This window comes from Cellulomonas soli (genome assembly GCF_052036975.1).
GTDB classification, from domain to species: Bacteria; Actinomycetota; Actinomycetes; order Actinomycetales; family Cellulomonadaceae; genus Cellulomonas; species Cellulomonas soli_A.
Map to the genome: position 1 here is coordinate 109,780 of NZ_JBQIAR010000011.1, position 19,866 is coordinate 129,645.

Annotated in this window: 20 protein-coding genes; 3 read left to right on the forward strand and 17 right to left on the reverse strand. The window is 73.1% G+C overall.

Annotated elements, in window-relative coordinates; all coding sequences use genetic code 11:
- Positions 1-42: 42 nt before the first annotated feature.
- The 5 genes from pcrA to ACTHAM_RS12680 all read right to left on the reverse strand — a co-directional run bounded on the left by pcrA (position 43) and on the right by ACTHAM_RS12680 (position 5,561).
- Positions 43-2,580, reverse strand: coding sequence for a DNA helicase PcrA (gene pcrA / locus ACTHAM_RS12660; RefSeq protein ID WP_440687970.1), 2,538 nt, complete (start codon positions 2,578-2,580; stop codon positions 43-45).
- Between the two features lie 46 nt (positions 2,581-2,626).
- Entirely contained in the window at positions 2,627-3,109 is a 483-nt protein-coding gene (locus ACTHAM_RS12665) for a DUF456 domain-containing protein (protein WP_440687972.1), read from the reverse strand.
- A gap of 52 nt (positions 3,110-3,161) precedes the next feature.
- Positions 3,162-3,509 carry a hypothetical protein gene (locus ACTHAM_RS12670; protein ID WP_440687974.1) on the reverse strand — a complete coding sequence of 116 codons (348 nt, stop codon included), beginning with the start codon at positions 3,507-3,509 and terminating at the stop codon, positions 3,162-3,164.
- Positions 3,510-3,576: 67 nt separating this feature from the next.
- Positions 3,577-4,275, reverse strand: coding sequence for a LuxR C-terminal-related transcriptional regulator (locus ACTHAM_RS12675; protein WP_440687976.1), 699 nt, complete (start codon positions 4,273-4,275; stop codon positions 3,577-3,579).
- Positions 4,272-5,561: an ATP-binding protein gene (locus tag ACTHAM_RS12680; protein ID WP_440687978.1), complete on the reverse strand. Its 1,290-nt coding sequence runs from the start codon at positions 5,559-5,561 to the stop codon at positions 4,272-4,274. Before ACTHAM_RS12680 ends, ACTHAM_RS12675 begins: the two co-directional genes overlap by 4 nt.
- A gap of 390 nt (positions 5,562-5,951) precedes the next feature.
- On the opposite strand from ACTHAM_RS12680, the gene ACTHAM_RS12685 reads away from it, so the two are divergent.
- Together ACTHAM_RS12685 and ACTHAM_RS12690 are read left to right on the forward strand one after the other, a co-directional pair.
- Entirely contained in the window at positions 5,952-7,592 is a 1,641-nt protein-coding gene (locus ACTHAM_RS12685; RefSeq protein ID WP_440687980.1) for a PspC domain-containing protein, read from the forward strand.
- A complete protein-coding gene (locus ACTHAM_RS12690; RefSeq protein ID WP_440687982.1) occupies positions 7,592-7,987 on the forward strand; it encodes a hypothetical protein in 396 nt (131 codons plus the stop codon). The genes ACTHAM_RS12685 and ACTHAM_RS12690 overlap by 1 nt, the downstream gene beginning before the upstream one ends.
- Positions 7,988-8,150: 163 nt before the next feature.
- Here the strand turns inward: ACTHAM_RS12690 and ACTHAM_RS12695 are convergent, their stop codons facing one another.
- The 4 genes from ACTHAM_RS12695 to guaA all read right to left on the reverse strand — a co-directional run bounded on the left by ACTHAM_RS12695 (position 8,151) and on the right by guaA (position 12,190).
- Positions 8,151-8,708 (reverse strand): aromatic ring-opening dioxygenase LigA, encoded by a 558-nt coding sequence (locus ACTHAM_RS12695; RefSeq protein ID WP_440687984.1) that lies wholly within the window; start codon positions 8,706-8,708, stop codon positions 8,151-8,153.
- Positions 8,709-8,934: 226 nt separating this feature from the next.
- Positions 8,935-10,083 (reverse strand): glycosyltransferase family 4 protein, encoded by a 1,149-nt coding sequence (locus ACTHAM_RS12700; RefSeq protein WP_440687986.1) that lies wholly within the window; start codon positions 10,081-10,083, stop codon positions 8,935-8,937.
- 6 nt (positions 10,084-10,089) lie between these two features.
- Positions 10,090-10,581, reverse strand: coding sequence for a DUF3817 domain-containing protein (locus tag ACTHAM_RS12705; protein WP_440687988.1), 492 nt, complete (start codon positions 10,579-10,581; stop codon positions 10,090-10,092).
- Between the two features lie 13 nt (positions 10,582-10,594).
- Positions 10,595-12,190 carry a glutamine-hydrolyzing GMP synthase gene (gene guaA, locus ACTHAM_RS12710; RefSeq protein ID WP_440687990.1) on the reverse strand — a complete coding sequence of 532 codons (1,596 nt, stop codon included), beginning with the start codon at positions 12,188-12,190 and terminating at the stop codon, positions 10,595-10,597.
- A 150-nt stretch (positions 12,191-12,340) separates the two neighbouring features.
- On the opposite strand from guaA, the gene ACTHAM_RS12715 reads away from it, so the two are divergent.
- A complete protein-coding gene (locus tag ACTHAM_RS12715; RefSeq protein ID WP_440687992.1) occupies positions 12,341-13,849 on the forward strand; it encodes a diguanylate cyclase domain-containing protein in 1,509 nt (502 codons plus the stop codon).
- A gap of 13 nt (positions 13,850-13,862) precedes the next feature.
- On the opposite strand, the gene ACTHAM_RS12720 is transcribed toward ACTHAM_RS12715, so the two are convergent.
- From ACTHAM_RS12720 to ACTHAM_RS12755, 8 genes are all read right to left on the reverse strand, one after another.
- Entirely contained in the window at positions 13,863-14,297 is a 435-nt protein-coding gene (locus ACTHAM_RS12720; RefSeq protein ID WP_440687994.1) for a hypothetical protein, read from the reverse strand.
- A complete protein-coding gene (locus ACTHAM_RS12725) occupies positions 14,297-14,863 on the reverse strand; it encodes a hypothetical protein (protein ID WP_440687996.1) in 567 nt (188 codons plus the stop codon). The genes ACTHAM_RS12720 and ACTHAM_RS12725 overlap by 1 nt, the downstream gene beginning before the upstream one ends.
- On the reverse strand, positions 14,860-15,294 hold the full coding sequence (locus ACTHAM_RS12730; RefSeq protein ID WP_440687998.1) for a hypothetical protein: 435 nt from the start codon (positions 15,292-15,294) through the stop codon (positions 14,860-14,862). Before ACTHAM_RS12730 ends, ACTHAM_RS12725 begins: the two co-directional genes overlap by 4 nt.
- A gap of 24 nt (positions 15,295-15,318) precedes the next feature.
- A complete protein-coding gene (locus ACTHAM_RS12735; protein ID WP_440687999.1) occupies positions 15,319-16,776 on the reverse strand; it encodes a hypothetical protein in 1,458 nt (485 codons plus the stop codon).
- Between the two features lie 201 nt (positions 16,777-16,977).
- Positions 16,978-17,598 carry a hypothetical protein gene (locus ACTHAM_RS12740; RefSeq protein WP_440688001.1) on the reverse strand — a complete coding sequence of 207 codons (621 nt, stop codon included), beginning with the start codon at positions 17,596-17,598 and terminating at the stop codon, positions 16,978-16,980.
- Positions 17,595-18,659, reverse strand: a complete 1,065-nt coding sequence (locus ACTHAM_RS12745) for an OmpA family protein (protein WP_440688003.1) — start codon at positions 18,657-18,659, stop codon at positions 17,595-17,597. Before ACTHAM_RS12745 ends, ACTHAM_RS12740 begins: the two co-directional genes overlap by 4 nt.
- 65 nt (positions 18,660-18,724) lie before the next feature.
- Positions 18,725-19,429, reverse strand: a complete 705-nt coding sequence (locus tag ACTHAM_RS12750; RefSeq protein ID WP_440688005.1) for a hypothetical protein — start codon at positions 19,427-19,429, stop codon at positions 18,725-18,727.
- Between the two features lie 92 nt (positions 19,430-19,521).
- Positions 19,522-19,719 carry a hypothetical protein gene (locus tag ACTHAM_RS12755; RefSeq protein ID WP_440688007.1) on the reverse strand — a complete coding sequence of 66 codons (198 nt, stop codon included), beginning with the start codon at positions 19,717-19,719 and terminating at the stop codon, positions 19,522-19,524.
- Positions 19,720-19,866: the final 147 nt, after the last annotated feature.

The following is a 19,866-nucleotide window of genomic DNA, read 5'->3' on the forward strand; positions in this document are numbered from 1 at the left end:
TCAGCAGGCCCTGGAACCGATGTCCACCACGACGGCGACCTCTCAGAGCTTGGTGACCGGCGAGAAGCGCAGCAGCAGGCGCTTGGCTCCCTCGGAGCCGAAGTCGACCTTCGCGACGGAGTTCGGCCCGGAGCCTTCAAGCCCGACGACCGTGCCGAGCCCGTAGGAGTCGTGCGTGACGCGGTCGCCGATCGCCAGCTGGGGCACCGCCCCGTCCGCGCGCGGCGTGGCCGACCCGAACTTGGCCCCGGTCGTCGGCAGCGTCGGGCGCTGCTCACGGACGGCGCCACGCTCACCGCCCGCCGAGCGGGCCCCGCCCCCGGTGGAGCCGGAGGCACGGAACCCGCCGCCACCCGACCCGAAGCCCGAACCCCAACCGCCGCGCAGCTGCGAGGTGGAGGACTCGCGTCGACGCCAGTCGATCAGCTCCTCGGGCAGGTCGTCGAGGAACCGGCTCGGCGGGAACTCGTTCGGCACACCCCAGGCTGTACGCACCGCCGCCCGCGAGATGTACAGCCGTTCGCGGGCGCGGGTCAGGCCCACGTACGCCAGCCGCCGCTCCTCGGCCAGCTGGTCGGTGTCGGCCAGCGAACGCAGGTGCGGGAACGTGCCGTCCTCCATCCCCGTGAGGAACACCACCGGGAACTCCAGGCCCTTGGCGGTGTGCAGGGTCATCAGCGTCACGACGCCCTGGTCGACGGTCGCCGCGCCGTCCTCGCCGCCGTCGGCCGTGGGGATCTGGTCGGAGTCGGCCACCAGCGAGACGCGCTCGAGGAAGTCGCCCAGGTCACCCTCGGGGTCGGACTGCTCGAACTCGGCAGCCACGGCGTGCAGCTCGGCGAGGTTCTCCACGCGCGAGGCGTCCTGAGGGTCCTCGCTGGCGCGCAGCTCGGCCAGGTAGCCGGAGCGGTCCAGCACCGCGCCGAGCACCTCGGCCGGGCCGGCGCCGGAAGCGGCCAGCTGGCGCAGGTCGTCCATCATCACGGCGAACGAGCGCAGCCCCGTGATGGCGCGAGTGCCCAGACCGGGGACCTCGTCGAGCCGCTCGAGCGCCGCCCCGAACGAGATGCGCTCCCGTTCGGCGTACCCGGCGACCATCGCCTCGGAGCGGTCACCGAGCCCGCGCTTGGGCACGTTGAGGATGCGCCGCAGGTTCACGTCGTCGTCCGGGTTGGCCACCGCGCGCAGGTAGGCGACCGCGTCCTTGATCTCCTTGCGGTCGTAGAACCGCGTGCCGCCGACCACCTTGTACGGCAGACCGACCCGGACCAGCACGTCCTCGATGGCACGGGACTGCGCGTTGGCCCGGTAGAAGATCGCCACGTCGCCGGGGCGTACCCCGTCGGAGTCCGCGAGCCGGTCGATCTCGGCGCCGATGAAACGCGCCTCGTCGTGCTCGGTGTCGGCGACGTAGGCGACGATCTTGGCGCCGGCGCCGGAGTCGGTCCACAGCTGCTTGGGGCGACGGCCCGGGTTGCGGCTGATCACCGCGTTGGCGGCGGTCAGGATGGTCTGGGTCGAGCGGTAGTTCTGCTCGAGCATGATGGTGCGGGCGGCCGGGTAGTCGGCCTCGAACTCCAGGATGTTGCGGATCGTGGCACCGCGGAACGCGTAGATCGACTGGTCGGCGTCACCGACCACCGTCAGCTCGCCGTGCGGCACGTCGCCGGTGTCCGACCCGACCCCGGCGAGCTCCCGTACCAACGTGTACTGCGCGTGGTTGGTGTCCTGGTACTCGTCGACCAGCACGTGGCGGAACCGGCGACGGTAGTGCTCGGCCACGGCCGGGAAGGCCTGCAGCAGGTGCACGGTGGACATGATCAGGTCGTCGAAGTCGAGCGCGTGCGCCTGGCGCAGCCGCTGCTGGTAGCGCGTGTAGACCTGGGCGAGCACCGTGTCGAAGTCGTTGGCGTTCCCGCCCCCGCTGGTGGCGGCGAAGGACTCGGGGTCGACGAGCTCGTCCTTGAGGGCCGAGATCTTGTTGGCCAGCGCCTTGGCGGGGAACTTCTTCGGGTCGAGGTCGAGCTCGCGCGCCACCAGGGTGAGCAGCCGCTGGGAGTCCGTCGAGTCGTAGATGGAGAAGCTGGACCGCAGCCCGAGCGTGCCTGCCTCGCGCCGCAGGATCCGCACGCACGCCGAGTGGAACGTGGACACCCACATGCGCTGCGCCGACGGGCCGACCAGGTGCTCGACGCGCTCGCGCATCTCGGCAGCAGCCTTGTTGGTGAACGTGATCGCCAGGATCTCGCCCGGCCGCGCACGACGGGTGGCGAGCAGGTGCGCGATGCGGTGGGTCAGCACCCGCGTCTTGCCCGAGCCGGCCCCGGCGACGATCAGCAGGGGGCCGCCGTGGTGCAGCACGGCCTCCCGCTGCTGCGGGTTGAGGCCCTCGACCAGGGCGTCGGCCGCGGCCTGGTCGGCGCCCGGCTCGGCCCCGGGTGCGCCGTCGTCCTCCCCGCGCGGGGGCATGACGAGGGGCAGCCCGGAGGACTCACCGGTGTGGGCCCCTGCGACCACCGGGGCGGCGGCGGAGGGGCGGGTGGGCACGGGCAGCGCGAGGTTCTCGAACAGCGACGTCATGGCCCTACCAGGGTAGGTCCCGCCACCCACACCCGAGGCCACGCGATCAGCTCGCGACAAGCCCGGCGAGCCACGCGGCCGTGACCAGCAGCGCACCCGCGAGCTCCACGAGGATCGTCAACCCGGTGGCCTGCAACGCAGCCAGCGTGGACCGCCAGGCGGGGCGCGGCTCGCGCAGCCGGAGCATCTCCGCCAGCCACACCCCGAGCACGAACCCGAGCGGCAGGCCCACCACGGGCACGACGAAGAACCCGACGACGCCGAGCCCGCCGCCCCACAGCAGCGACCGCCCGGGCACCTGGGCGCGCGCCAGGTGGCGGCCCGCCAGCAGGTACTTGACGACCTCGGCCGACGCCGTCAGCAGCACGGCAGCCACCGCCACCGTCCAGCCGACGCCACCTCCGGTGACGATGCCCCAGACGACCACGGCCCCGCAGACCAGGAACGCGCCGGGGAGAACCTGGACGACGACCCCGACCAGGCCGACCAGCACCACGAGGCCGACGACGAGCTCGGCGGCCCCGCTCACCGACCTGCCCGGGGCAGCAGGACCGTCAGTGCCGTGAAGACCGTCGGTGCTGTCAGCGCCACAGCACCGCGATCGCCACGTTGGTGACGGTCAGCCCCGCGATCGCCCCGAGGTACCCGGTCGTGACCTTCTCCGGGCGGCGCGTGCCGACCAGCACGAGCGCGGTGACCGCGAGCGCCACGAGCAGCTTGACGGCAACCTTGGTGGTGTTCGGCTCGTGCCCGGCCAGGCCCGCCGAGGCGATGCCGACCAGGAGGATGCCGGTGACGAGCGCGGTGAGCACGCCGTGCAGCACCCCGGCGGCGATCTTGGGGGTGCGCAGGTTGACCAGCGTGCCGCCGAGCACGATGGCCCAGCCGATCAGGTGGAGCACGACGAGGAGCCGGTAGACGATGTCCATGGCCTGAGGATACGTGTTCTGACGCGACGTCAGATCACGCGCAGGAGGGTCCTCGCTGCGCCGTGCGTCACAGCAGCCGCCGCGCCGCCGCCCACCGCGTCAGCTCGTGCCGGCTCGACAGCTGCAGCTTGCGCAGCACCGCCGACACATGGGTCTCGACCGTCTTGATCGAGATGAACAGCTCCGAGGCGACCTCGCGGTACGAGTAGCCGCGCGCGATCAGCCGCATCACCTCGCGCTCGCGTGCCGACAGACGGTCCAGCTCGTCGTCGCCGATCGCCACGTCCCCGGCGTTCGTGCCGAACGCGTCGAGCACGAAACCGGCCAGCCGCGGTGAGAACACCGCGTCGCCGCCCGCGACCCGCAGCACCGCGTCGCTCAGCTCACGACCGCTGATCGCCTTGGTCACGTACCCCCGGGCACCCGCACGGATCACCGCGACCACGTCCTCCGAGGAGTCCGACACCGACAGCGCCAGGAACCGGGTAGCCGGCAGCACGTCGGCGCAGGAACGGATGACCTCCGCACCCCCGCCCCCGTCACCCCCGGGCAGGTGCACGTCGAGCAGCACCACCGGCGGCTGCAACGCATGCACGGCCTGCACGGCCTCCTCGACCGAGGACGCCTCGCCGACCACACGCACACGGTCGTCGAGCGAAGCCTTCACCCCCGTGCGGAACAGGTGGTGGTCGTCGACCAGCACCACGTCCACCGGCAGCCCGGCCGGACGCGCGGTCCCTCCCGCCGGGGTCGTCACATCGCTCATCGTGCCTCTCCGTCCTCTGACGTCTCCGCCGCCTCGCGCGGCCCCTCGCGGGTGGCCGCCGCGCACGGCACCCGCAGGTGCACCTCGGTACCCCTGCCCTCACGGCACGTGACCGTGGCACTGCCACCCCGGCGACGCACACGCCCCATGATCGACTCCCGCACACCGAACCGGTCGGGGGCGATCTCCTCCATGGCGAACCCGTCACCGTGGTCGCGCACGAACACCTCGACGGCGTCGTCGGCGACCTCCAGGTACAGCGACACGGGCGGGCGACCGTGCGCCACCGCGTTGAACAACGCCTCACGCGTCGCCTGCAGCAAGGCCTCGGTGTCCAGGTCGGGTGCGCGGTCCCCCACGACGACCGCGTCGATCGTGACGGCCTCACCACCCGGCCACGTGCGGGTGTCCTCGATCTCCGCGACCACCTCGGCGAGCGCCGCAGCCACCGACGTCCCCGGCGCGGGGCGGTCGTCGTACAGCCAGGCGCGCAGCTCACGCTCCTGCGCGCGAGCCATGCGGGAGACCTCGGTCGGGTCGTCGGCTCGGGACCGGATCAGGGCGAGCGTCTGCAGCACCGAGTCGTGCAAGTGCGCGGCGATGTCCGCCCGCTCCGACTCACGGGCACGCGCGGCCCGCTCGTCACCCAGCTCACGCACCAGGCGCAGCCACCAGGGCGCCAGCACCAGCCCGACCCCAGCCAGGACCGCGACGGCCGCCACGACCGACTGCACGAGCGTGGCCGGAGCCACACCGTTCCCCGTCCCCTCCCCGACCAGCAGCAGCACGCCGACCCCGGCCAGCAGCACCCCGCCGATCAGCCGCAGCACGCTGACCGGGGTACGCCCCCCGGCCCGTTCACGCAGCCGGTCCCGGTTCGCGCCGTCCAGCTGGCTCCACGCCAGGCCCAACCCCGCCACCACGACCAGCGCCGGCAGGACCCACGAGGCGTCCACGGACGCACCGAGCCGGGAGGCGACCAGCAGCGCCGCCCCGACCACGAGCAGCAGACCCACCCCGATGTCGGTCACCGGCAGCCGACGCCCGGGCTCGACGAGCGTCTGCCGCCGGGCCAGACGGGTCAGCGTGGCAGGCCGGGAGGCCGTGGGGTCCGCCGGGTCCCCGGTGGGCACGCTCAACCACAGGAACGCGTAGAGAGCCACCCCGGCGCCGGCCAGAGGGCTCATCAGGACGAACAGCAGCCGCACCAGCCCGACCCGCAGGTGCAGGTGCGCGGCCAGGCCGAGCGCCACCCCGCCGAGCCACCGGCCGTGCGCGGGACGCACCAACGGCAGCCGACGGGGCGCGCCCTGCGGCGGCACCTGCGCGGCCGGCGGTACGGACGAGTACGGAGGAGGCGTCGAGTACGACGGAGGGGGCGAGTAAGGCGGCGGGGGCGAGTACGGCGGAGGGGGCGAGTAAGGCGGCGGGGGCGAGTACGGCGGCGGGGCACCCGCGGCGCCGGCCACGCCGAACGGGCCGGACGGTCCGGGACCGTCCGGCGGCCGAGGCGGCGTCGCCGCAGGCATGCTCGGGTGCACACCCTGATCGTCACACGTCCACGACCCCCCGACCGGCACGAGCAGCGATGTTCAGGGCCCGACGCGCGAGTTTCAGGGGTCGCTCAGGGGTTCACCCGATGTCGCCGGACCACCCGGCGGGAGCACGATCGAGCCATGGACACGCAGACACCTGACGGCACCGCCGCGGGCGGCGCACCCGAGCCGGGCCCGGCGCCCGCGCCGGAGGCCGGACCCACCGGTGCCACCCCTCCTCCCCCGGGCTGGGCACCCGGGCAGTCGTGGGCACCGGCGCCCGGCGCGCCGGCCACGTCGAACGGCTTCTTCGCCGGCGTGCGGCGCCTGGGCGTCGTCCGGACCGAGGATCGCTGGATCGGCGGCGTGGCGAGCGGGCTCGCCCGGCGCCTGGGCGTCGACGCGCTCCTGGTGCGTGCCGTCCTGGCGGTCTCGGTGCTGCTCGGCGGCCTGGGGCTGGTCGTGTACGGCGTCGCGTGGGCGCTGCTGCCCGAGGAGCGCGACGGTCGGATCCACCTCGAGGAGATGGTGGCCGGCCGGTTCGACATCGGCCTGCTCGGCGCGTTCGGCATGACGATCGTCGGCCTCGGCCGGGGCACGGACGTGTTCTGGCTCCTGCACGTGCCCCAGGGCCTGCAGGGACTGGCCTGGGTCCTGTTCGTCGGCGGCCTGATCGCACTGGTGGTCGTGGCCGTCAACCATCGCGACGGGCGCCCGTCGGCACCGCGTCCCACGAGCCCTTACGGACCGGGGGCACCCACCGGGCCCTACGGGCCTTACCGCCCCGCGCCGCAGGGCCCGCCCGCCGGGCCCGTGCCCCCTGCCCCCACGGCACCGCCCGTCACCCCGACCGGGGCGACCAGCGTCCCCCTCACCTCCGAGACGAGCTCACACATGTCCGCGACACAGCCTCTGCCGGTGCCCGAGCGCCCGGCCCCGCAGGCGCCCGCCTCACCGTACGGACCGGCGCCGTACGCCTCGACCCCGTACCCGCCCGCACCGTCGTCGCCCTACGGGCCCACCCCGCACACCCCGACGGCCACCACGCCACCGCCGTACGGCCCCACCTACGGCCCGTACCCGACGGTCGGCGCCCCGCCCGTGGCGACGGCACCCAAGCCGCCCAAGCCCCCCCGGCGTGGTCCGGGTGGGACCACCGTGGGCGTGGTGGTCGCCCTGAGCCTGCTGGGTCTGGCGGTGCTCATGCTGGCCGACCGCACCGGGACGTTCGACGGCCCCGTGCTGCTCACCGCCGGCGGGATCGCCGTGGTGCTGGCAGGTCTGGGCATCATGGTCTCCGGGCTGCGCGGCCGCACGAGCGGGCTGCTCGGGTTCCTGGCGATCGTCGGGCTCGTGGTGCTCGCCCCGGCCACGGCCATCGAGGACGGCACGGTCACCTGGACCGACGGCACGACCGTGGGCAGCACGTCGCAGTGGACCCCTGTGAGTCGCTCGGAGGCCGAGCAGGGACTGTCCGTCGGTGCCGGTGACACCGTCGCCGACCTCACCGGGCTGCGACTGGGCGGCGACCCCGTCGAGGTGCCGATCTCGATGGGCGTGGGCGACCTGCGCATCGTGGTGCCGGAAGGTGCCGCAGTCCGTGCGGTGGTCACCAACGGCGCGGGATCGGTCACGTGGGACGTCGACGGCGACAGCCAGACGGTCGACGCGCTCGGCATCTCGGACCGCACGTTCGAGACGCAGTCGGCCCAGGACGGCCAGGCAGAACTGGTGCTCGAGGTCAGCCTCGGCGCCGGCGAGATCACGATCGAGGAGAACTGATGGCCACCGACGACACCACCGGGCACGAGGCCCAGGACACCACGCTGCAGCTGCCGGTCACCGGTGACTCCCCGGACGACACCGAGGGCACGACTGCCCCGCAGGCCACCGCGGCGGCCGGTCCGGCGACCCCCACCACGGCGACGCCTCCCGCCGGCTCCACGGCACCGCTCCCGTCGGCCGGTCCGGGACTCGACCCCGCGCCGCGCCCCCGGCCGCGCATCGCGACCGTCGTGTGGGGGCTGGTGGTCGCCGCCCTCGGGGTGGGGGTGCTGATCTACGCCGCCGGGTACACCATCGACGCCCAGCTGGCGCTCATCGTGCTGCTGACCGTCGCCGGTCTGATGCTGCTGGTGGGATCGCTGGTCGGTACCCGGCGGGGCGGCCGCCGCTGACCCCGACAGCAGCACAGCCCGACAGCAGCACGGCACGGCCACAGCACGGCACGGCCACAGCACGGCGAAGGCCGGCACCCGGAGGGGGGTGCCGGCCTTCGCCGTGCTGGTCGACCTGATCGGCCCGTGCCGACCGTCAGGTCTGCCCTGCCCGTGGGGTCGGTCAGACCGTCGCGGGCTCGGGCTCGGCGACGCGCACCGTGCCGCCCTCGACCGTGGCGCCGAGCGAGCGCAGGGCCCAGCCGATGAGGAGGAACACGACGCCCAGGCCGACGACCAGGGCCGCGACACCGAAGGCGACGACCGAGGTGAACAGCGAGGCCCGCAGGAACGAGGCGTTCATGACGGTCTGACGCAGACCGGTGAGCTCGGCCACGTCGGCGTCCTCGGCGATCTCGTCCTCGGAGGCGCCGTCGGCGGCGAGCTGCTCCTTGAGGGCCGAGATCTCGGCGCCGAGCTCGGCGTAGGTGCGGTCACCCGTCGCGGTCAGCGCGTGGTGGTTGATGATGTCGGCCTGCGAGAACGCCTCCCACGGCGTGTCGACGAGCTGGCCGCCGAAGGACTTCGCGTCGGGCGAGACGGTGATCTCCTCGGCCTTCAGGTTCGAGGCAACGGCGCCCCAGGTGATGCCGCCAGCGACGATGAAGATGACGCCGGCGATGATGGTGAGCAGGCCGAAGAGCTTGGCGACGCCCTTCTTGCCCTGGACTGCTGCGTTCATGGTCTCCCCGATTCTGAATTCCCCGACGGGCCTGGGTGGACCAGGTCCGATGAGCACCCGTGCTCACGTGGAAAAGACTGGCGCCACGCACACCGGAGCACGTGGGACGCAGGTCCTACCGGCGACGCCGGCAGTCCCATGATGCCCTCTGACCAGGGAGGACGCATCTCGGTGTGACCCCCGCCACTCCGGTTTGCCACGTACGCCCGGGGCCAATTGCCCCGACTCAGAGCCCGCGGAGCGCCCTGGCCCGTGAATACTCGCGGTTTGCCGCGGCCAGCACCTGCGGCCAGCCGAAGCGCGGAGGCTCGGCACGGTTGTGCGCGCGGATGCCGTCCAGCAGCCGGCGGTCGCGCACCAGGTGCACCACCGCCTCCGTCATCTCGGCGTCGTCCGCCACCAGCAGACCGTCCACACCGTCCTCGACGAACTCGGCAATACCGGTGCCCCGGCGGGCGACGACCGCCAGGCCCGCCGTGCGGGCCTCCAGGGCCGCGATACCGAACGCCTCCAGCTCGGCCGGCGCCAGGAACACGTCGGCGTGCGCGTACGCGGCGTGCACCTCGTCGCGCGTGAGCCGGCCCCGCAGCTCCACGACCTCCTGCAGACCCCGGTCCGCGATGGCCCGCTCCACCCGCGGGCGCACCGGCCCCGCACCGATCAGCGACAGCCGCACCCGGTCCGGGGGGAGCCGACGCACCGCGTCACCCACCAGGGACACCAGCGGCACAGCCCGCTTGCGCGGCGCGAGACGCATCGTGGCGACCAGGCGCAACGGCCCCGGATCCTCGTCGCCGTGGGTCGACCGCGCCGGCAACCCGACCTCGTGCGGCGCCCACGCATCCAGGTCGATCCCGTTCGGCATCACGTGCACCGGCCCGTCGAACGCCTCCCGCACCCGGTCGGCCGCCGCCGTGCTGACCGCGCTCAGCGCGACCGCACCCACCTCGAACCGGCTCGTCCGCGACAGCAGGCGCAGAGCCGGCACCGTGCCGTCGAGCATGCAGTGCCACGTGACGACCGTCGGCAGCCCGGCCGCCGTGGCGGCCCGCACACCGTCGTGCGCGAAGGGCGAGACGACACCGGCGTGCACGTGCACCACATCGGGCCGCACCTGCGCGAAGGCCTGCCGGAACAGCCGGCCGTCCCGCAGGTTGACCGGCAGGTCGAAGGGCATCCGGGCACCCATGCGGTGCACGTGGACGCCCCGCTCGAGAGCCACCGCGCCACCGCGCTCGCCGTGCTCACCCAGGGTGGCGGTGAACACGTGGACCTCGTTGCCCGCCGCCGCCTGCCGTGCCGCCAGGTCCCCGACCTGGGACTCGATCCCGCCGGTCCGAGGCGGGTAGCAGTCCGAGACGTGGACGATCCGCACGGAGGGTCAGCCCTCGGCGCGCGTCGCGACGTCAGGCGACACGTCACCGCCCGCACCCGCGCCGCCGCCGGCCGACGCACCGATCCGGGCGCTCGCCTGCGCGTGCACCCGCCGCTCCAGGACGAACGACATCACCGGCACCACACCGGCCAAGGCCATCGTGGCCAGCCGGGACAACTTCCAGCGCATGGTCGACCACAGGTCCACGACCGTCACCAGGTACACCACGTAGACCCACCCGTGCGCGAAGGCCACCCAGGCGCCCAGCACCGGTTCGGCGTGCCCGTCGGCATCCACACCCGCCGCCTGGAACCCGTACTTGAGCACCATCTCCAGGCACAGGACCAGCAGCATCGTGCCGGTCACCCACGCCAGCACCCGGTAGCGCCGCAGCGAGCCGGCCGCCTTGCGGGACCACAGCTGCGCGGCGTCCTGCGACCCCGGGCCGGAGGAGACGGACGACGGGGACGAGGCGGGCACCTCGGCGTTCTGGCTCACCGGTTCGCTCCCCTCACTCCCACTCGATCGTGCCCGGCGGCTTGCTCGTCACGTCCAGGACGACCCTGTTGACCTCCGGCACCTCGTTCGTGATCCGCGTCGAGATCGCCGCGAGCACCTCGTACGGCACCCGGGTCCAGTCGGCCGTCATGGCGTCCTCGGAGGACACGGGCCGCAGCACCACGGGATGGCCGTACGTGCGCCCGTCACCCTGCACACCCACCGAGCGCACGTCGGCGAGCAGGACCACGGGGCACTGCCAGATCTCGCGGTCCAACCCCGCAGCGGTGAGCTCCTCACGGGCGATCAGGTCCGCGGCCCGCAGGATGTCCAGGCGCTCGGCGGTGACCTCACCGATGATCCGGATGCCCAGGCCGGGGCCCGGGAACGGCTGCCGCCACACGATCGTCTCCGGCACACCCAGCTCGAGACCCACCGCGCGGACCTCGTCCTTGAACAGCGTGCGCAGCGGCTCGACCAGGTCGAACTGCAGGTCGTCGGGCAGACCACCGACGTTGTGGTGCGACTTGATGTTCGCCGCACCCTCACCCCCGCCGGACTCCACGACATCGGGGTAGAGCGTGCCCTGCACCAGGAACTTCACCTCGGTGCCGTGCTCGCCGGCGTCCGCCACGACCTCGCGTGCCGCGTCCTCGAACACCCGGATGAACTCGCGCCCGATGATCTTGCGCTTGGTCTCCGGGTCGGAGTGCCCGGCCAGAGCCGACAGGAACCGCTCGCGCGCGTCGACGACCTTCAGCTGCACACCCGTGGCGGCCACGAAGTCCTGCTCGACCTGCTCGGCCTCGCCCGAACGCAGCAGACCGTGGTCCACGAACACGCACGTCAGCTGGTCGCCGACGGCCTCCTGCACCAGCGCCGCCGCGACCGAGGAGTCGACCCCGCCGGACAGGCCGCAGATCACGCGGGCATCGCCGACCTGGGCGCGGATCCTCTCGACCTGCTCGGCGATCACGTTGCCGGGGTTCCAGTCGGGGGCCAGCCCGGCGCCCCGGTAGAGGAAGTTCTCCAGCGCCTGCTGACCCAGCGGCGAGTGCTTGACCTCCGGATGCCACTGCACGCCGAACAGGCGACGCCGCGTGTCCTCGAACGCCGCGACGGGCGAGCCCGACGACGTGGCGAGCACCTCGAAGCCCTCCGGGGCGGCGTGCACCGCGTCCCCGTGGCTCATCCAGACCGTCTGCTCGTCAGGGCTGCCACCCAGCACCGTGCCCGCGTCTCCCACCGCGACCTGCGTGCGGCCGTACTCGCGCTGCCCGGTCTGCGCCACGGTGCCGCCCAGGGCCGCCGCCATGGCCTGGAAGCCGTAGCAGATGCCCAGCACGGGCACACCGGCGTCGAACAACGCCGGGTCGACCGACGGGGCACCGTCGGCGTACACCGACGAGGGGCCACCGGACAGGATGATCGCGGCCGGGTCCTTGGCCAGCAGGTCCGCCACGGACGCCGTGTGCGGCACGATCTCCGAGTAGACGTGCGCCTCGCGCACCCGGCGGGCGATCAGCTGGGCGTACTGCGCCCCGAAGTCGACAACCAGGACGGGGCGGTGCGCGGGACGGTCGGGGGCGGCGGGCTCAGGCGTCGGCACACCCCCAGGGTAGTCGGCCGAGGGATCACCCCGACCACCGGGGTGACGTCGGGCCGCCAGGCCGTTCGACCCGGGTGAAATCCGCGTGCCGAAGCCCTCGGAGGGCGTCTGACGGCTCGACCCCCTCGTGGGGGCACCGATGCTGAGTACATGGGGACGACGGCGGGACGCACCGGTCCCGCCACCGCCGTGGCGGTCGGGACCCTGCTGCTCGCACTCGCGCTGGGCGCGCTGCACCAGGCGGGTGCCCCCACAGCGGCCATGCTCCTCGCCCAGGCCGTGGCCACCGGCGTCGTCGCCGTCCGACTCGCCCGGCGCAGGCTCGGTGCACGCGGCGGCTGGTGGTTCGTCCTGGTGGGGCTGCTCATCCTCGACCTGGACACCGTGGTGCGCACCGCGCACGGCGCCGCGAACCCCACGCCGGAGTGGTGGCTCGCGGTGAGCCCGCTGGGTCTGCTCGCGGCGCTGCTCGGCATCGTCGCACTGCTTGTCGGACCCCGGCGCCGGTACGACACCTCCGTGGTGGAGAGTGCGATCTTCGCCGTCACCACGACCGCGCTGCTGTGGGGCGTGGTCGCCCGACCGCACCTGGTCGCCATCGGTGCCTCGCCCGCCGCCCAGCTGCACGCGGCGGCCAGCGTGTTCCTGTCCAGCGCCATCGCCGGCGCCGGGTTCCGCGTCGCCGTCGCCCGCCCCGGGGGGCGCGGCGCCCTGCGGTACATCGTGGTCGCGCTGACGATCAACCTGGTCGCCCAGGCGTCGCGAGTCGTCACCTGGGAGTCGGACCTCGACCGGGCACCCTGGGTCGGCCTGCTGTGGATCGGCGTCTACCTGACGATCGGCGCCGCGGCCGCCGACCCCGACGCCGAGCACCTGGTCGGCCTGCACCGCCCGCGCACCGCACGACTGACCGGTCTGCGGGTGGTGGCCCTCGCCTGCGCCCTGGCGCTCAACCCGCTCGTCGTCTCCGTGCAGCAGCTCGCCGGGGCCGAACCCGACGCGTCCGCGCTGCTCGTCGGCACGCTCCTGATCACGCCGCTCGTCGCGGTGATGCTGCACCAGGTGAGCCGTGCGCAGCGCGACACCGAGGCACGCATGGCCCACCAGGCCGTGCACGACCCGTTGACCGGCCTGCCCAACCGCCGCCACGTCGACCAGCTCACCGGCGAGCTCGTCGAACGCGTCGCCTCAGGTGAGTCACCCGGCGCCGTGGTGCTGTTCGTCGACCTCGACGACTTCAAGGAGGTCAACGACACCTACGGCCACGGAGTGGGCGACGACCTGCTGGTCGTCGTGGCCCGACGCCTCACCGAGGCCGTGCACGACGTGTCGGACCAGGGGGTCGTGGCCCGGTTCGGCGGCGACGAGTTCCTGGTGCTCCTCGAAGGGCCCGTCGACGGCCTGGCCGAGCGGGCCGCCGCGGCCATCGACCTGCGGCTCGCCGCGCCGATCGACCTCGGCCCCCTGGTCACCTCGACGCGCGCGAGCATCGGCTCCGCGCAGGTGCGCAGCGGCGAGGTCCGGTCCGCCTCCTCGTTGCTGTCCGGGGCCGACGCGGCCATGTACGCGCAGAAGCGCCGGCGTCGCCGGCGGCCCGCGCGGGTCCTGGGTGCCGTGGCCCGCGCGTCGGGCGCCGCCCGCGACCAGGTGCCGGGCTGACCTGCGGGAGCGGTCAGCCGCGCAACCCGTTCGTGACCCCCAGCACCGCGATGAACGGGGCGCACACCGCCAGCAGCAGCGGGGCGTACACGCTCAGCGCACTGCGCTCCAGGTCGGGGCGGTCCAGGTAGAGCCGGTCCGGACGCCCGGGCGCCTGCACCACGGCCACCACCTGCCCGGGGAGGTACTGACCCGCCGGGACCTTCTGGTCGGTGAGCACGCCCTGCGGGCGCGCGGCTGTGGCGACGGTGACCCGCTCCGTCGGCCGTTCGACCACCGAGTGACGTTCCAGGGCCGCGGTCGGGCGCACCGCGACGACCACCGCCGTCCCTCGCACCCCGCGGGTGAACACGCGGCGGCGGCCGTACAGGTACGCGAACATGCCCACCGCGCCGAGCATGACGACCACCACGACGGCCACGACGAGCAGCGCCGGGACCGCGGACATCAGCCCTCCTGAGGCAGCACGCGGATGCTGTCCTGGACCGTGGCGATGACGTCCGCCGACAGGTCGGCACCGGTCAGCTGCAACCCGATCGTGTGCTCGTCGCGCGGGTCGGCGACCGACCAGAACACGCCGTCGTTCGTCGCGTCGCCGGCCGTGTACGTGTAGTCGTTGCGCTCGACCTCGAGCGTGTCCGTCTCGACCGGGCGGGAGCGACCGGTCGAGACGTAGCCGGGTGTGCCGCCCATCTGCGCGCCCGCGACGAACGTGTCCAACCCCTGCGCCGCTCCGTCCGTGCCCAGCTCGGGTGCGGCCACCAGGATCACCGTGGCCTGGCTCGTGTCGGCCGCGTCGGACCAGGCCTGCGACCACATCGCATCGGCCGTCTCGAGCTCGACCCAGTCCGAGGGCACCGCCACCGTCAGCCGCCCCGCCTCCACCCGCACCCAGCCGTCCGGGGCGTCCGGCACCGAGACCTGCGCACCCCCGTCGCTGCACGCCGTCAGCAGCAGCGCGAGCCCGGCCGCCAGCACACCCGCGCCCACCCGGAACCCCGTCGTCGACCTCATGCCTGGTCCTCTCCCAGATAGCTGTGCGTCCGTGTCCTGCTGCCCTGCGGTGTCCACAACCGGGCCTTGAGCGCTCCCCCCGCAGCCACCGCGGCCAGTGCCGCGACCGTCGGGGTCATCGCGAGCGAGAGCATCGCACGGGCCGGCAACCCCCTGGGCGCCGCGAGCACCGACAGCACCGCCAACCCCAGCCCCACCAGCACGACCGGCAACGCCACCAGCGCCCCGTCGAGCCAGTGCGGCCGCGTCACCGGACGCCACACCGCGACTCCCGCGGCGACACCCAACGCAGGCGGCAGCACCAGCAGCACCCACGTCGCCGCGGACGTCGACCCGCCGGCCACGGCCGCACCGACCCCCACACCCGCGACCACCAGCACCACGACGTGCACCACCACGGAGACCACCCACGGGACGAGAAGCCGTCGCATCGCCCTCACCACCTCTCGCTCACGTCAGTTGCACAGTGCGTCGTCGATCATCGGCCGGGTGCCGTCCTGCGTCGGCGCACCGAGGAAGTCCGCGTCGGTCTTCGTGGCGGTCGCCTCCTCGGCGGTGACGTTGAACCCGAACTCCCAGCCCTTCTTCACCGCCATGCCGAACTCCGTGGAGTCCTTCACGTTGTGGTACGTGATCTGGCTGGTCTTCGCCTCGTCGAACATCAGCTGCAGGAACGGGTCCTCCGAGGGCTTGTCCGGCACCATCGCCGACAACGGCAACGAGAGCACCTCCCCGGCCACCCCGGACCTGTTCGCCAACCACTCCTCCACCAGCGCGCGGTTCTCGTCGGTGACCGCCAGCTTCGTGGTGGTGGCCACCGTGTCGGTCTGGCTCTCCCCCGTGCTGCCCGAGACCGCCTTGAACGTGTTGTTGCCCAGGCTGCCGCCCGCGCCGTACTCCAACGAGGACTTGAACGCCAGCTCGGTCAGGGCGCCGTTCGCGTCGTACGTCGTGGTGAACGCCCCGCTGACCTTGCCCTCACCCGTGACGTGCGCCAGGACCAGGTCCCCGGTGAGCTTGCCCGAGCCGGACACCTCGTACGTGTACGACTTGGCGCCCGTCTCGGTGTTGGTCTGCACGACCACGGAGCCACCGGCGGTCGCCTTGAGGTTGAAGCCGAGCTTGGGGTCGACGAACTTGGGGTTGCCCGAGGAGTCGACCTGACCCGTGCCCACCCGGACACCCGCGTTGGCCTTGAGCGCCACCTCGACGCCCACCTTGGCGAACGTGTACTTCGGGTCCTTCGGCGGCTCCAGCCACTCACCGAACAGCGAGGTGTAGATCGCGTACCCGCCGTACTGGTCGTGCTGCATCTGGATCTGCTGGATCAGGTACGCGTCCAGGTCGTCCTTCATGTCGGTCCACTGGTCGACGTCGTCGAACTGCCACGTGGACCCGTACTCGAACTTGAGGTTCGCTCCGAGGGAGACGTCGACACCGGCCTTGTTGCCCTCGCCCAGCTTGGTCGTGTCGAACGACTTGGACCCGAGCGCACCGTTCGCGCCGACCGAGGCGCCGTCGGTGAGCGTGGCCCGCACCGTGCCGTCGGAGAACTGCTGGACGATGAAACCCGAGCCCTCGCCGATGGTGACGAACCAGATCTTGACCTCGGCGTTGTACCGCTCGCTCGACTCGGACAGCATGCACACGCCGGGCTGGTAGTCCGCGTCGGTCTTGGGCGAGGCGACCGAGGTCGGGACGGACGCGCACGAGCCGTCGCCGTACCCGATCGCCGCGGAGAACCGGCACAGGGCCGTGGCGACATGGCTGGGGTACGCCGCGACGCCCACGATCGCCCCGACGGCCAGCAGGACCGCGACGACCACCACACCCAAGGTCTCGACCGACGAGGCCCCGCGCTCGTCGAGCCGGACGCAGCCGGCCGACCCCGGCGCACGGCAGACACGCATCACGACAGCACCTCTCCACCAACGGACCGGACACCGTCAGCCTGGCGGTGAGGCCTCACCGCACGGTGGGCCCAGCGCCTCACGCGCGGGCCCAAGGAACTGAGGGGCAGGGCCCGAGCACAGACGCAGTCCGGGCCCTGACGCGGCTCGACCCCGGCCGGGGCGAACCGAGCCAGGGTCGAGTGGGGCGCGTGACGACCGACGCTACAGCCGGGTGACCGGCAGCCCCTCGATCGCCGGGAAGCCCGGGACCTCGAGGCTGATCGTCCCGGTCGTCGGGTCGAGCGCGGGGAAGGTCGCCGAGAGCAGCTGACCGACCGTCGACATGTGCAGGGGTGCCGACGCGCACGCGCACAGCGAGTTGTCCTCGTCGGCGGAGGTCCACCCGACGTACGGCTGGTACCGCTGCTCGGCGACCGGGTCGACCATCGCGACGTCACGGATGTCGGTGGCCAACGGACGCCACTCGTTGAAGGCGGCGAGATCGAGCAGCGGGTCCGTGTCCTGGAGGTTGACCAGCGTGAACCACACCACGGTGCTCGCCTCGTCCGCTTCGACCTTGGTCACGTCGATCCGTGCGGGCAGCACGTCGACGAGGTCAGGAACCTGGCCCTCGGCGGAACCCAGCACGGTCGAGGTGCCCAGGTCGCCCTCGAACACCAGCTCCTCGATCTCCGCGCGGCTCCAGTCCCGGGCCGGCTCCGGTGCCGCGGCGCTGGCCGAGGCCGTGGGGTCCGGCTCGTCGTCGCCCGTGCACCCGGCGAGGACGAGCACGCCGGCCAGCAGGGCGGCGACGCCCGCCGCACGCTTGCCCTGGTGCCTCATGACGCGTTCCCGATCGTGTAGACGACCGCGACCCGACGGTTGGCCTGCTTGCCCTCGTCGCTGTCGTTGGGTGCCACCGGCTCCGACTCGCCCTTGCCCACGGCCACCCAGGTCACCGCGTCCCCTCCGACCGGTTGGAGCACGGCGAGCACGGCGGCGGCCCGCTGCTCGGACAACGTCTGGTTGGCCTCGTCCGTCCCGTCGGAGTCGGTGTGCCCCGTGACCTGCACCTGCCCCGTGGCCCGCGCGGCGATGTCCGCGCCCACGGTCGCCAGCGTGGACTGCGCCTGCGGCGAGAGCTCGGCCGAGCCCGTCGCGAACAGCACGTTCGCGTCGAGCGTCACCGCGACCTGCTCGGTCGTCTCCTCCACCGCCGCGGTCCCGGCCAGGTCGCTCGAGCGTCGGGCCAGGTCGTAGGTCACGGCCACCGGGTCCGTCTGCGCCAGCGCAGCCCCCTCGGGCACCGCGGGCCACCCCTCACCCAGGTACGGTGCGGGCTCCTCCGCGACCGGTTCGAGGGCACCGTCCTCCACCGGCACCTCACCCGCGGCGGTGCCCCAGGGCATCGTGACCTGCACGGACGTCACGTCCGCCGGCAGCTCGGGGAAGAGCGCCCAGCCCACCCGCAGCTCACCCGCCTGGGAGTTCAGGTCGTAGTACGAGGTGGCGAAGGTGGTCTGCTCGTCCCACAGCGGGCGGTACGCGACGAGCGACGCGGTGTCCACCAGCGTCAGGTCGACACCGAAGTTCAGGTCGTACGGCGCGGTGGACGTGGGGAACGCCATGCTGCCGCTGAACTGCTCGGACGCGCCGATGGAGTAGTAGAGCACGGTCCCGCCCTCGACCCGCCGGACACCGTGCACCAGACCGCGGATCTCGGGGTTCGTGTCGTCGTGGAACTGGTGGTACACGAACGAACCCAGGATGGGGGTCTGCTGACCGTCGACGCTCACCGTGCCGGACGGGAGCCCGTCCTCGGGCTGCGCCGTCGCCGCCGACGCACCGGTGCCGGCGAGCACCAGCCCCGTTGCGACGACGACCGCCGTCATCGGTGCGAGCACGCGGGCTCGTCTCCACCACGCCATCGGCGCATCCTTCCGGTCAGGGGTCTGTGCGGCCGCGGGCATCATGGCACCAACCGTGGTTGGAGCGCGTCGAGGGCCGCGCGACCCTGGTCGACCACCGCGGTGATGGTCGGGCCGCTCACGCTGAAACCGTCGTCCCCGTCGCACGTCATCGCGTAGGACCACGGCCCGTACACGGGTTCCGGGACGAACGTCGGCGTGGGCGTGGGCGTCGGGCTCGGCGTCGGGGCGGGGGTCGGTTCGGGTGCCGGCGGCGGGCTCGGCGGCGGCTCCGTCCACCCGGTGATCGAGCGGTCCGCCGTGACCAGGCAGCTGCTCAGCTCGACGCCGAGGCTCGCCGACGCCGACGAGCGCACCACGGTCTCCTCGGGCCCCGGCTGCGTGGCGCGGGTCCGCACGGTCACGCGGTCACGCGTACCGTCGTGGCGGTACTCCTCCACCACGGCGTCGTTGCGGACGGCGAACGCCGCGGCGTCGGCCAGCCCGGAGGCGCCCCCGGCCGCCGTGCCGAACCGCCACGAACCGCCCAGCCCCGCCAGCGCAGCCGGTCGCAGGGCGGGCACCGCCCCGGCGAGCTCGACCACGGCGCGGTCACGCGCACCGACCGCGCCGGCGAGTGCTGCCGCATCGGAGGCGGTCTGCGAACGCCCCGCCTGCTCCGTGCCCATCAGCAGCGGCACGACGGCGAGCAGCAGCAACGAGGCCACGCCGACAAGGACGGTGACGACGACCGCACTGGTCGCCATCCCGTCCTCTCGACGCATGCCGAGCCGGCCCGCCGGCCAGGCAACCAGCTGCCGGCCTTCGGGCCGCTCGCAGCCGTGACGCATGGTCGGTCCTAGGCGTTGGTGATCTTGTCGAGCTGCGTCTGGACCTTCGACGTCAGGTCGAAGCCCTTGAACACGCCGATCAGGGCGGCGACGAGCAGCGCGGCCACGACGATGACGCCCAGGTACTCCAGGGTCCCCTGGCCGAGCTCGCGCTGCTCCAGCGCCTTCTGCAGACGGATCTTGGTGTTCACGTACATGCGGGTCATGGCTGACTCCTCCGGCTGTGGCGAACGGTTCGACCCCCTCGGTCGACACCGGCCGGCCGACGCCCGGGACCCGGTGCGCTGCCGACGTGCAGAACCCTAGAAATCGGACACCCCTCGCCGAGGGGCCCGTGGGCCCAACTGCGGGCC